We start from the raw sequence: 13229 nt of genomic DNA on the forward strand, positions 1-13229 counted from the left end.
ATCTGATGCATGGCTGAACACGGGGGCGACGCCGACTCGGTGGCACGAACACCCAGGTCACGGCTGAACGACTACGTTGACCTGGCCCACACCGACCAGCGGGACCCGACCGGACCCGAGACATTCGAGGGCACCACTTTGCCCGAGCATGCGGCGACCTTCACCGATGCCGCGAAGGCCGCTGAGCGCCGGCGCCATGAGTTCGCAGTTCTGCTGGGCGAGTTCCGGCGTAGCGCTGTGCTGGTGCCGGTGGACGAGGATGACGCCCCCCTGGCGGCCGACTTCGGCGGCGTCCGCTGGATCTATGCCTTCTCGAACGAGCATGCGCTGGCCCGCTTCGCCCTCGCGCGGGGTGAGGACGACCGGCAGTGGGCGTACCAGCGGTGGCTCGGGGCGCGCCTGCTGGACGCGGCGGTCCCTGCCGTGGGGGTGCCGTGCGGGGTGGCCCTGGACGTGGGGAGTGAGGGCGAGGGCGCGCTGTTCCCGCCGGTGCGCGGCGTCGTGCCGGACGGGGCGGCGGTCGACGTCGAGGCGGAGACGGGGGACATGAAGTGACCGATGGCGGCAAGGACCTGGCGACGGACGGGCTGGGTCTGATCGCCAAGGGACTGACCGAGGCGCTGGGCGAGCTGAGGGAACTCGGCATGGTCGGCGAGGCCGGGGCCGGGCGGGGGTTCGGTGACATCGCGCTGTCCGGCCTTGAGCTGGGCCACGAGGGGCTCACGGGCGAGTTCAGGTCGTTCTGCGAGCGCTGGGGGTGGGGTGTGCGGTCGCTGATCAACGAGGGCAACGGGTTCGCCCAGAAGGCGGGCCTGGCGGCGGGCACGTACTACGAGACCGACCAGTACGTCGGGGGCACCCTCAAGGTCGTCGAGAACGCGGCCATCGGCAACCCGTACGCCTCCGAGGAGGACGTCGAGAAGATGGGCTACGGCGAGATCGCCACGTCCGGCGCGTACGGCGGTGATGTGGACTACAGCAAGGAGTCCTTCGAGCAGGCCTGGGCCAACAGCAAGCAGGGCTGGAAGGACGCCGGCCGTGACATGGCGACCTCACAGGTGCTGGGACCGCTGAGCCCGGGCGCCGACACCTTCGGCATGACGGACGCCGAGTACGCCAAGTACCTCGACGACACCTTCGGCCCCTCCCCCGAGGCCCGCGCCCGGACCACCGAGCAGGAGCACGGTGGCAACTGATGGGCATCCTCGGTGACATCGGTGACGGCCTCAACAAGGGCCTCGACTACGGCGAACACCTCTACGACGAGGGCAAGAAGAAACTCGGCGAGGGCGTCGACTACGCCACGAACAAGCTGGGCGACGGCCTGGACTACGTCGGGGCGCACGACTGGGCGGACGCCGTCGAGGACTGGGGCGACGACCTCGCCTCCGACCTGGGCGCCACCCCTGGAGAACAGCAGCTCGGCCAGAGCGAGGAGGCCGACGAACTCGTCCACGGCAAACCGGCCAAGATCCGCGAGAGCGCCAAGCACCTGCGGGACTTCCACGGCGCGTTCGACAAGGTCGGTCAGGGTCTGAAGAAGGTCGACTCCTCCGGCTGGAAGGGCGAGGGCGGTGACGCGTTCCGCCAGAAGTTCGGCGTCCACCCCGCGAAGTGGACGCAGGCGGCCGAGGCCTGCAAGACGGCGGCGGCTGCCCTGGAGTCGTACGCGGACACCGTCACGTGGGCGCAGGGCCAGGCGAAGGAGGCCATCACCCTCTACAAGAAGGGCATGAAGGCGTCCCAGGACGCGGTCGACGCATACAACAAGAAGGTCGACGCCTACAACGCCAAAATCAAGGCGGACCAGGACCCGGGTCCGAAGCCCGGCCCCTTTCACGACCCGGGCAAGGCCGACGTCGAAGCCGCCGTCCACAAGCTCGCCCAGGCCCGCAAGCAGCGGAACACCGCCGCCTCCGAGGCACAGGGCAAGGTCAAGGAGGCACTCGCCCACGCGCCCGCCGAGCCCCCGCCCCCGGAGCGCCTGGGCAACGACCTCACCGACAACTTCAAGGCCACCACCACCGAACTCACCCACTTCACCGGAGGCGTCCTCAAGGGCACGGCCGGCCTGGTCACCTTCGTCCGCGGCCTGAACCCCGTCGACCCCTACAACCTCACCCACCCCGCCGCCTACCTGCAGAACGTCAGCATGACGCTCTCCGGCCTGGTCTCCACCACCGCGCACCCCGAACGGGCCGTCCAGGCCGCCGTCGACGGCGTCAAGAAGGACCCGTCCGAGTTCTTCGGCCGCATGGTCCCGGAAATGATCGGTACGAAGGGCGCGGGGCTCGCGCGGGGCGGGATGCGGCTCGCGCTGAAGGAAGGCGTGGAAGGGATCGCGGAGCAGGGCTTGCGCAAGACCGCCCGGAACGCGGTGGAGGAAGGCGCGGAGGACGCCGGAACCTCGGCTCGGGGACGGGTGAGCGAGGACCCGCACCAGCCGTCCCGTGAAAGCGACTCGGTGCACAGCGGCGGCACCGACCCCATCGACCTCGCCACCGGCAAGATGTACCTGCCGCAGACGGACGTCGCCCTCCCCGGCATACTCCCCCTGATCCTCAAGCGTCGGGTGGAGTCCGGCTACCACCTCGGCCGCTGGTTCGGCCCGTCCTGGTCCTCCACCCTGGACCAGCGCCTGGAGATCGACGCGGAGGGAGTCGTCTTCGTCACGGAGGACGGCCTGCTCCTGTCGTACCCCCACCCGGCGCCCGGCCTGCCCACCGTGGCGAGCCACGGCCCCCGCCTCCCGCTGGACCGGGTGGACGGCGGCTACACGATCGCGGACCCGCGCACTCACCGCACGTGGCACTTCGCCGACCGTGGCGCGGGCCTGGCGGTCCTGGAACGGATAGACGACCGCAACGGCAACTGGATCACCTTCGAATACGACACCGAGGGCACCCCGCTGGGCGTCTTCTCGAGCGCCGGCCAAGGCATCCGCATCACAACGCACTCGGGTCACGTCACGGCATACCACCTGGCTGCGACCGGCGAGGAGCTGAAACGCTTCGCATACAGGGACGGCGATCTCACGGAGGTCATCAACTCCTCCGGCCGGCCGCTTCGCTTCACGTACGACGAGGCGGGCCGGGTCACGTCCTGGACGGACACGAACGACCGCAGCTACACGTACGAGTACGACGACCAAGACCGCTGCATAGCGGAGGGCGGCACGGCCGGCCACATGGCCCTGCGCCTGACGTACGGGGACCCGGACCCGGAAGCGGGCCTGCGGACCACGACGGCGACGACGGGCGAGGGCCACGCTCGCCGCTACCTGGTCAACGAGGCCTGGCAGGTGGTCGCTGAGATCGACGCCCTGGGCGCGACAACCCGCTACCACCGGGACCGCTACCACCGCCTGCTGTCCACGACGGACCCACTGGGCCACACGACGACGTTCGAGTACGACGCGGCCGGCAGCCTCATGCGGGTCGTGCGCCCGGACGGCCGCGAGGCGAAGGCTGAATACAACGACCTGGGCCTGCCGGTGAAGGTGGTGAACCAGGACGGCACGGTGCTCCGCCAGACCTACGACGAGCGGGGCAACCGCACCTCGGTGACGGATCCTGCGGGCCGGACGACGCACTTCGCGTACACGGAGGCCGGCCACCTGAGGTCCGTGACCGACCCGCTGGGCCACACGACCACGGTCGTCTGCGACCGCGCGGGCCTGCCGGTCGAGGTGACGGATCCGCTGGGCGCGACCACACGATACGAACGGAACGCTCTCGGCCGTCCCGTCGCCATCACGGACCCGACCGGCGCGACGACGCTGCTGGAATGGTCGATCGAGGGCCACCTGACCCGCCGCACGGCCCCCGACGGCACGACGGAGACGTGGACGTACGACGGCGAAGGCAACTGCACCAGCCACACCGACCCGCTCGGCGGTGTCTCCCGCTTCGAGTACACCCACTTCGACCTGCTGACCGCACGGACGGGCCCGGACGGAGTCCGCTACGAGTTCGCCCACGACACCGAACTCCGCCTGACCAAGGTAACCAACCCGCAGGGCCTGACGTGGACGTACGAGTACGACGCGGCCGGCCGCCTGGTGACGGAGACGGACTTCGACGACCGCACGCTGACTTACGCGTACGACGCGGCGAGCCGCCTGACCTCCCGGAGGAACGCCCTCGGCGAGGTGGTGTCCTTCGAGCGCAACGAACTCGGCCAGGTGCTCCGCAAGGACGCCGCGGGCCAGGTCACGACCTACGCCTACGACCTGACCGACCAACTGGCCCAGGCAACCGGCCCGGACGGCACCACCCTGACCCTCCTCCGCGACCGCTACGGCCGCCTCCACTCGGAAACGGTCAACGGCCGCACGCTGACGTACACCTACGACGCCCTCGGCCGCCGCACGGGCCGCACGACACCGACCGGGGCGGAGACGACGTGGTCGTACGACGCGGCAGGCCGCCGCACGGGCATGGTGGCATCGGGTCGTGCGATCGACTTCACGTACGACGACGCGGGCCGCGAACTCACCCGTCACATCGGCGGAACGGTCGCGTTGGAGCACACCTTCGACACCCTCGGCCGTCTGACGACCCAGTCGGTGACGGGCACTGAGGGCCGCACAGTCCAGCACCGGACGTACACCTACCGCGCCGACGGCAACGTCATCGGTATCGACGACCACCTGTCCGGCTCCCGCCGCTTCGACCTGGACGCGACGGGCAGGGTGACTGCGGTCCACGCGGCGGGGTGGACGGAGCGGTACGCCTACGACGAGGCAGGCAACCAGACCCAGGCGTCCTGGCCGTCGGACCACCCAGGCATCGAGGCAACGGGCCCACGCTCCTACGTGGGCACCCGCATCACCCGAGCCGGCAACGTCCGCTACGAACACGACGCCCTGGGCCGCATCACCCTCCGCCAGAAGACCCGCCTGTCGAGGAAGCCGGACACCTGGCGCTACGAATGGGACGCCGAGGACCGCCTGACCTCGGTGGTGACCCCCGACGGCACCCGCTGGCGCTACACGTACGACCCTCTGGGTCGGCGCACGGCGAAACTACGCCTGGCGGACGACGGCGAAACGGTGCTGGAGAGGGTGGACTTCACCTGGGACGGCACCACCCTCTGTGAACAGACAACGGCATCTCTTGACCTCCCCAACCCGGTCACCCTCACCTGGCACCACCAGGGCCTGCGCCCCCTGGCCCAAACAGAACGCATCACCCCAGCCGACGCCCCACAGGAGGAGATCGACTCCCGCTTCTTCGCCATCGTCACCGACCTGGTCGGCACACCCAGTGAACTCATCGACGAGCAGGGCGACATCGCCTGGCGTACCCGAAGCACCCTGTGGGGAACGACGGCGTGGTCCGCAAACAGCACCACCTACACGCCCCTACGCTTCCCAGGCCAGTACTACGACCCGGAAACAGGCCTCCACTACAACTACTTCCGCCATTACGACCCCGAGACTGCCCGTTACCTCACGGCCGACCCATTGGGGCTCACAGCTGCCCCAAACTCCATCACCTACGTCCATAACCCGCTCACGTGGACCGACCCTCTGGGCCTTGCTCCGAGATGCCTGAACACCACGGGGAAGGAGGGAAAGGCAGCCAACGAAAACTTCATATCCGGATCAGCCGGCGGCGAGCGACTGGCAGATCAGTTACGCCGAGAGTCGGCCGATTCTCTATTTACTGAAAGTGGATTGCTCACTCCTCAGGCGATCATGGAGTCGCGCGTTGCCATACCTGGAGAGCAACTCGACAATCAGATAGTTCGCGATCTCATGGTTAGCGACGGAAGTAGTCTAAGCGACTGGGGGAAGTACTCCACAAGAACACACCACTCACCCTATGGCGATTTCCAAGTACATTTCTACTACAATCTCGCGACAGGGAGAGTACTGAACTACGACTACAAGGTCGTCATGAACAGGAGGTGACGTGATGCGTGTTCAGTTCGCGTCAGAAAGAGCTATGGGTATCCCAAACCTTCAAGGCATTGACGCCCTCAGGGACGGCAGGGAATACACAGTGCTCGAAGTGTTCGCGCCGCACGACAAGAGCGCACTGTTCCGCTTGGAATTCATCGAGGGAGAAGATCCTGCGCTGTTCGACGGCAGGGCTTTTACGGTGACCTCTCCTCTCATCCCGCCTTCCTGGCGCTACTTCCAGTATGACTCAGGCTCCTTCACACTTGGCCCGGAGCCATGGAGTCGTCCAGGATTCTGGGAAGCTTACTACGATCGCCTTCCTGAAGCCCTCGAAGCTTACGAAACAGAGAAAAGGAAAATTCTGTCTTCTGCATAGTGGCGCCGACTCGCACGGAAGCCATGCAGACTCTCAGTCGGTTTCGAGAACTTGCCTGGTGCAGATTACCCACGAAATACAACGAGGTGTACGGCTATCAGCAGGTTCCATACATGGGGTGGCGCTACGCGTGCCCCCCGTGAAGGTATCGCAGCGTACATCGAGGATGCCGTGAGAGGGATTCCCACCCAGTCGAGTGGACGCTCGACAGGACAAGACGGAAGTGGGCACTGCTACCACGCCGGAGTTTGCACTAGGCGCAAGGACTCCCAAGTCCCGCTTTTGCAGATATGGTGCACTCCATCCCACCCAGGGCCAGGACTTCTACCTCAAGGCACTTTCGGATTTTGGTTTGATCATCCGGAGGCTCCAGGAGATCCCCCCTCCCGGCGAACTGACCCAAGGGCTCCCAGCGCAGGCCGCGCCGGCCATGGCGACCGGCCGAAGGCGAGGCTGCTGGGAGCACCTCCGTGTGGAGCACCGGATGAAATGGAGAGTCGTCATCGACGGCCCCGACCCCATCCCGTACGAGAGTGAGCCATGAAGCGGCGCTCCGTATCATGGTGAGCGGGCGCGTCCCGGGATCAGCTGAACCACATCCTGGAACTGGCCGAAACCAACCGCTGGACAAGCGGCGAGCGGCCCAACGGCCACTCATTCACTCCCCGGCGAACAGCTCCGCCGCGTCCGTTGCGTGTACGGCTCGCTGGGCCCAGGTCTCCAGCTGGTCGAGGTCCGTACAGGCGCTCACCCGCTCACGTACGGCGTCCGGCACGAAAATGCCGCGCCATTCCAGAACCTGGAGAACCATCTCGGCCTTGGCCTCGGCGCGGCCCTGCTCTCGGCCTTCCTCACGCACCTGCTCGGCCAGCGGGTGTCGCCAGAAGTACTGGATCGCCGTCATCAGGTCCCTCCACATCTGCTTCGCCTGGGGGTCGGCCAGGCAGGAGTCGACGAACTGCACGAAGACTGCGGCACTGTCGGCATCGATGGTCCGCAGGGCGGTGGCCAGGGATTCCAGTATGGCCGGAGCCTGCGGGCCACGCCCGTGTGTCATCGCCGACAGCACCGCAAGAGGTACGTCCCGCTCGGCCTGCCGCTCGTCCGCGATCACCGGCACGTTGTCCGGACCCAGCACCAGCGGACGCACCGTCAGCGAGTGCCAGCCCGGGAAACCGAGCCGGATCGGACGCGACGCCCACTTCGCCGTCGAGCTGCTCTGGGTGATGACGATGAGCACCGGCTCGCAGCGGTACTTCTCGTACAGGTAGGAGAGGTAGTACGGCCAACTGCCCCGCTTCCGCTCGTCCACCTTCCCTGCGACTCCGCCACGAGGAGATAGGTCCCCGCGTCCGTCTCCGCCCGCAACAGCGTATCCACGCGCCGCTCGACCGGTTCGATCTCGGTGAGGTCCACGTTCAGCGCCGCGATCTCCCTCGACTCGGGAAACGGCACGTGCAGCACCCGCTGTAACGCCCGCGTCAGCAGCGCCGGGTCCTTCTGGAAGATCCGGTGCAGCGCCTCGTGCGACGAGCCGACCATCAGCTCTCCTTTCGTACGACGTGATCAACGAGCTAGGCCGCCGCGAGTTCGCACCACACGAACTTGCCCCGGTCCCCGAACCGCGCCGACGGCTGCCAGCCCCAGTAGTCCGCGCAGGCCCTCACCAGCCCCAGACCCCGCCCGTCCTCCAGGTCGGCGACCTGCTCCAGCGGCCGGGGCGGAGGGGGCGGCTCGGGGTCCGTGTCCCACGCCCCGATCCACACCACCCCCTCCCGGGTGCGGCGAACCCTCAGCGCGGCCGGCCCCTTCGTGTGCCGTACGGCGTTGGAGACCAGCTCCGTCGCCAGCAGTTCGGCGGTGTCGACCAGGCCGATCAGGCCGTGCAGGGTGAGGATCAGGCGCAGGGTGCGGCGGCAGACGGTGACGGCTCTGAGGTCGTTGGGGATGTAGAGGGTGTAGTCCCAGGTTTCGGGCATGCGTCATCAACTCCGGCGGGATACAAGGGATTTCGTGTGCGGTGGCATTGCCGCAGCCGTCACGGCAGGACAGAGCGGTGCGCTTCCGCTGTGTGTGCGCTACGTCACCGACGGTAGGTCATAAATTTCATTCGCTGCAACTGGGTCGCGTAGCCTGACACCCGAACGAGTCGCCTCATCATGGCCGTTGAGGAAGGAAGGACGCCGTGCCAGCACGACGGCACCCCACAGCACGCCAGGCACGCCTGGGGACCGAACTCCGGAGACTGCGCGAAGCTGCCGGGCTCAAAGCCACCGAGGCGGGCGGTCTGCTCGGGGTGAACTCCGTGCAGATGAGTCAGATCGAGTCCGGGATCGCAGGGGTGAGCGAGCAGCGCGTGCGTCGACTGGCCGCCAACTACGCCTGCGCCGACGAAGCATTGATCGATGCCCTGGCGGCCATGGCGACCGACCGGACGCGAGGCTGGTGGGAGCAGTACCGCGGCGTCCTCCCCGCCGCCTACCAGGACCTCGCCGAACTGGACCATCACGCGACGTTCCGCCATGACGTGGCGGTCATCCACGTACCTGGGCTCTTCCAGACGGAGGCGTACGCCAGAGCCCTCTTCGCCTACATGAACCCCGAGTTCCCGGCGAGCGAGGTGGACCTCCGTGTGGAGCACCGGATGAAACGGAGGGTCGTCATCGACGGCCCCGACCCCATCCCCTACGAGACCGTGATCCATGAAGCGGCGCTCCGCATCAAGGTGGGCGGGCGCGCAACCTCCCGGGATCAGCTGAACCGCATCCTGGAACTGGCCGAAGCCGACCACGTCACCGTTCGGGTCGTCCCCTTCGCCCTGGACGACTTCGCCGGCGGGGGCAGCACCATGGTCCACCTGGGCGGAGCGGTCCCCCGGCTGGACACCGTCGTGCGCGACGCTCCGCATGGCACGGCCTTCGTCGACTCCGAAGCCCAACTGGAGCACTTTCGAAAGCTCTTCCGTAAGGTGAAGGAAGAGGCGCTGTCCCCGGAGCGGTCGCGTGACCTCATTCACCAGTTGGCGAAGGAGCTGTGAGGACCGGCATGAGCACCCCCACCTCGTGGAAGAAGTCGTCCTTCTCCGGCGGAGGCGAGGGCAACGACTGCGTCGAGATCGCGGACCTGGACACCCACATAGCCGTCCGCGACTCCAAGGCCCCCGCCGGAGCCACCCTCACCTTCCCGGTCGCCGCGTTCGCTTCCTTCGTTCAGGGCCTCAAGGAGACTCGCTCCACCAAGCCGGAGTGATGCCGCCGGCGGCTACGGCGGCCCACAGCACCCCGCGCTCTTCCACAGCGTGGTGGGCTGACGCGGATCCTGCCCCTGGGCGTTCGAAGAGGCCGGTCGGTGAGTTTCAGCCGAGCCGTTGCCAGTGCTTGATATGACCATGACACTCACGGATGATGGAGCGCCGCACGTCGCACTGAAACACCCCCACCTCCACCTCAAGGAGAGTTCATGCGACTTCGCACCCGCGGCTCAGGGCCGCGCGGCGGCAGACGTATCGCCGGGCTCGGCGCGCTGCTGGCCCTCGCCCTCGCCGCCCCCGTCTCGGCGACCGCCACCCAGGCCAGTGCCGACAGTGTCCGCAAGGTCGCGCCCTCCGGCGACGACATCCGGCAGTACGAGATCCACCAGCGCACGACTCCCGTGACCCGTACGGCCATTCAGGCGACCGGGGTCACCGTGGACGAGGCCGATGAGGAGACCGTCGTCGTCTCCGGGCGCGCGGACCAGATCCGGAAGCTGCGCCGGCTCGGGTACAGCGTCAGTCCGCTGGGGGCCGCGCCGGCGCGGTCCGGGGCGCGGCTGTTCGACTTCCCGACCGCCGACTCGAAGTACCACAACTACGCCGAGGCCAACGCCGAGATCGACCAGCGGCTCGCCGCCCACCCCGACATCATGAGCAAGCGGGTGATCGGGAAGTCGTACCAGGGGCGGGACATCGTCGCCGTCAAGGTCAGTGACAACGTCGGCAGCGACGAGGACGAGCCCGAGGTGCTGTTCACCTTCCATCAGCATGCGCGCGAGCATCTGACCGTGGAGATGGCGCTGTATCTGCTGCGCGAACTCGGCGCGGGGTACGGGACCGACTCCCGGATCACGAACATCGTCGACAGCCGGGAGATATGGATCGTCCCGGACCTGAACCCGGACGGCGGCGAGTACGACATCGCCACCGGGTCCTACCGGTCCTGGCGGAAGAACCGGCAGCCCAACTCCGGCTCGTCGTACGTCGGCACGGACCTCAACCGGAACTGGGACTACAAGTGGGGCTGCTGCGGCGGGTCGTCAGGATCGGCCTCGTCCGAGACCTACCGGGGTTCCGCCGCCGAGTCCGCGCCCGAGGTGAAGGTCGTCGCCGACTTCGTGCGCGGCCGGGTCGTCGGGGGCAAGCAGCAGATCAGGGCCGGGATCGACTTCCACACCTACAGCGAGCTGGTGCTGTGGCCGTTCGGGTACACGTACTCGGACACCGCCACCGGGATGACCGCGGACGACGCAGCCGCGTTCAAGGCCGTGGGGCGGAAGATGGCGGCCGGCAACGGGTACACCGCCGAGCAGTCGAGCGACCTGTACATCACGGACGGGTCGATCGACGACTATCTCTGGGGCGCGCACAAGATCTTCGACTACACGTTCGAGATGTATCCGGCGTCCGGTTCCGGGGGTGGGTTCTACCCGCCCGACGAGGTGATCGAGCGGGAGACCTCCCGGAACAAGGACGCGGTGTTGCAGCTGCTGGAGAACGCCGACTGCATGTACCGGGCGATCGGCAAGGCCGCCCAGTACTGCGGCTAGGCCTCCTCGAAGTAGGCGTCCAGCACGGCGTCCAACTGCGCCTCCCACTCCGCGAAACGCGCCCTGGCCGTCGCCTCGATCTCGATCGGGTACCAGCGGCGGTCAGGGGTGTGCACGGTGATGGTGAAGCGCTTGCCGAAGCGGGGCGACTCCGTCTCCACCGCGGCGACCTCGTCCCAGCGGAACTCGCAGGACTCCTCGTCGAGGCTGAGGCGGACGCCCCTGCGGTCGGCCACGATCTTCGCGCGGCGGTCGGCGGCCTCGAAGACGGGGCCGTCGGCCGCCTCCTCCTCGTCCGCCGGTTCCACCGGCTGTGCCGGGTCCTGGCCCTCCGGTTCCTCGGTACGCGCCGGCTCCTCCGGTTCCGCCACCGCTTCCGGCTCCGCGTCCCGCGGCCCGGTCTCGGCCTGAGCCGGGACCGGGGCCGGAGCCGTGATGCCGGGGATGAAGGCCGGGTCGAAACCGGCGCCCGTCACGGGCTCGCCCTTGAGGGGCTTGCTGCTCGATCCTATGCGCTGCTCCACGGCGGCAGTATGGACGACTTCCCTGTGCCGGAACCAGTCAGCCCGCCCAACACCTGCCGCACACGGGCCACTCGTGCGACGCCTAGACGAACACGCTCAGCGCCGCCGCCACCGCGAACCCGGCCACGGACAGCACCGATTCCAGGACCGTCCACGTCTTCAGCGTGTCCCGTTCACTGATGCCGAAGTACTTCGCCACCATCCAGAAGCCGCCGTCGTTGACGTGCGAGGCGAAGATGGACCCGGCCGAGATGGCCATGATGACGAGGGCGACGAAGGCCTGGGAGTGGTGACCTTCCGTCAACAGCGGTGCCACGATGCCCGCCGTCGTGACGATCGCGACCGTCGCCGAGCCCTGGGCGACCCGCAGCACGAGCGAGATCAGGTAGGCCAGCACGATCACCGGCAGTCCGACGCCGTTGAAGGTGTCGGAGAGGGCCTGGGCGACCCCGCTGGCCTTCAGCACAGCGCCGAAGACCCCGCCCGCGCCGACCACCAGCAGGATGTTGCCGACGGGCTTCAGGGACGAGGTCGACACCGTCTCCAGGGACTTGCGCGACCAGCCGCGCCGGATGCCGAGCAGGTAGTAGGCGAGCAGCAGGGCGACGGTGAGGGCGACGAAGGGGTGGCCGAGGAACTCGAGCACCGAGCGGCCGGTGGAGGGGTCCAGGGCGATGGAGGAGAAGGTCGCGGCGAGGATCAGCACCAGGGGCGTACCGATGATGGCGAGGACCGTGCCGAGCGGCACCGGCTTCTCCCGCGGTTCCACGCCCTGGGACCGCTGCTCGGCGACGACGGCCCGCTTGGCCTCCTCCGCGGCCTCGACCATGTCCTGCGGTACGGCGACGAAGATCCGCCTGCCGATCCAGGCGGAGTACGCCCACGCGGCCAGGACGGCGGGGATGCCGCAGACGATGCCCATGAGGATGACCCAGCCGAGCTGGACGTGCAGCAGTCCGGCGGCGGCGACCGGGCCGGGGTGCGGCGGCAGGAAGGCGTGGGTCATGGAAAGGCCCGCGAGGAGGGGCAGGCAGTAGAGCAGGATCGACTTTCCGCCGCGCTTGGCGGCCGCGTACACGAGCGGCGCGAGGACGAAGATGCCGACGTCGAAGAAGACCGGGATGCCGAAGATCAGGCCGGTCAGGCCCATGGCGAGGGGGGCGCGCCGCTCGCCGAAGAGGCCCAGCAGGCGGGAGGCCAGGACCTCGGCGCCGCCGCTGACCTCGAGGATGGCGCCGAGCATGGTGCCGAGCCCGATGATGATCGCGACGTGGCCGAGGATGCCGCCCATGCCGGTCTCGATGGTGGAGACGGCGTCGGAGCGCTGGACGGTGCCGAAGAGTTCGGTGACCGACAGTCCGGCCAGCAGGCCGACGGCTATGGAGACGGCGAGGAGGGCGACGAAGGGCTGGAGCCTGACCTTGATGATCAGGAAGAGGAGGAGCGCTATGCCGATGGCGGCGACGGTGAGCAGGCCCGGGGTGCCGTCGAGGAGGAGGAGCAGGCCTCCGGTGTGGGGTGGTGCGGCGGGGGCGGTTGCGGCGAGCGGAACGGACATACGGGGGTCCTCTGCGTAAGTTCATACAGCTTTCGGGCAAGGGGGATCGCGGCACGGCGC

Annotated in this window: 10 protein-coding genes and 1 pseudogene; 7 read left to right on the top strand and 4 right to left on the bottom strand. The window is 68.1% G+C overall.

What is annotated here, in order from left to right:
- Window positions 1-9: 9 nt before the first annotated feature.
- From ACGFRF_RS10155 to ACGFRF_RS10170, 4 genes are read left to right on the top strand one after another with little or no spacing between them, the layout of a single operon-like run.
- On the top strand, window positions 10-555 hold the full coding sequence (locus ACGFRF_RS10155; RefSeq protein WP_393738137.1) for a hypothetical protein: 546 nt from the start codon (window positions 10-12) through the stop codon (window positions 553-555).
- Window positions 552-1196, top strand: a complete 645-nt coding sequence (locus ACGFRF_RS10160; RefSeq protein ID WP_393738138.1) for a hypothetical protein — start codon at window positions 552-554, stop codon at window positions 1194-1196. The genes ACGFRF_RS10155 and ACGFRF_RS10160 overlap by 4 nt, the downstream gene beginning before the upstream one ends.
- The gene (locus ACGFRF_RS10165; protein WP_393738139.1) at window positions 1196-5917 is read left to right on the top strand and encodes a putative T7SS-secreted protein; all 4722 of its coding nucleotides are present in this window, start codon (window positions 1196-1198) and stop codon (window positions 5915-5917) included. The genes ACGFRF_RS10160 and ACGFRF_RS10165 overlap by 1 nt, the downstream gene beginning before the upstream one ends.
- A gap of 1 nt (window position 5918) precedes the next feature.
- Window positions 5919-6284: a hypothetical protein gene (locus ACGFRF_RS10170; RefSeq protein ID WP_393738140.1), complete on the top strand. Its 366-nt coding sequence runs from the start codon at window positions 5919-5921 to the stop codon at window positions 6282-6284.
- Window positions 6285-6942: 658 nt separating this feature from the next.
- On the opposite strand, the pseudogene ACGFRF_RS10175 reads toward ACGFRF_RS10170, so the two are convergent.
- Window positions 6943-7826: pseudogene (locus tag ACGFRF_RS10175) on the bottom strand (hypothetical protein).
- Between the two features lie 32 nt (window positions 7827-7858).
- Window positions 7859-8263 (bottom strand): ATP-binding protein, encoded by a 405-nt coding sequence (locus tag ACGFRF_RS10180; RefSeq protein WP_393738141.1) that lies wholly within the window; start codon window positions 8261-8263, stop codon window positions 7859-7861.
- 206 nt (window positions 8264-8469) lie between these two features.
- Here ACGFRF_RS10180 and ACGFRF_RS10185 point away from each other — a divergent pair, with 206 nt between their 5' ends.
- From ACGFRF_RS10185 to ACGFRF_RS10195, 3 genes are all read left to right on the top strand, one after another.
- Window positions 8470-9321, top strand: a complete 852-nt coding sequence (locus tag ACGFRF_RS10185) for a helix-turn-helix domain-containing protein (protein WP_393738142.1) — start codon at window positions 8470-8472, stop codon at window positions 9319-9321.
- An 8-nt stretch (window positions 9322-9329) separates the two neighbouring features.
- Entirely contained in the window at window positions 9330-9533 is a 204-nt protein-coding gene (locus tag ACGFRF_RS10190; RefSeq protein ID WP_393738143.1) for a DUF397 domain-containing protein, read from the top strand.
- A 210-nt stretch (window positions 9534-9743) separates the two neighbouring features.
- On the top strand, window positions 9744-11087 hold the full coding sequence (locus ACGFRF_RS10195; RefSeq protein WP_393738144.1) for a M14 family metallopeptidase: 1344 nt from the start codon (window positions 9744-9746) through the stop codon (window positions 11085-11087).
- Here ACGFRF_RS10195 and ACGFRF_RS10200 read toward each other — a convergent pair.
- Together ACGFRF_RS10200 and ACGFRF_RS10205 are read right to left on the bottom strand one after the other, a co-directional pair.
- The gene (locus ACGFRF_RS10200; RefSeq protein ID WP_393738145.1) at window positions 11084-11611 is read right to left on the bottom strand and encodes a hypothetical protein; all 528 of its coding nucleotides are present in this window, start codon (window positions 11609-11611) and stop codon (window positions 11084-11086) included. The genes ACGFRF_RS10195 and ACGFRF_RS10200 overlap by 4 nt on opposite strands.
- A gap of 82 nt (window positions 11612-11693) precedes the next feature.
- Window positions 11694-13169 (bottom strand): GntP family permease, encoded by a 1476-nt coding sequence (locus ACGFRF_RS10205; RefSeq protein WP_393738146.1) that lies wholly within the window; start codon window positions 13167-13169, stop codon window positions 11694-11696.
- Window positions 13170-13229: the final 60 nt, after the last annotated feature.

It is taken from the genome of Streptomyces sp. NPDC048521, from assembly GCF_043199855.1.
In the GTDB taxonomy this organism is placed as follows: domain Bacteria; phylum Actinomycetota; class Actinomycetes; order Streptomycetales; family Streptomycetaceae; genus Streptomyces.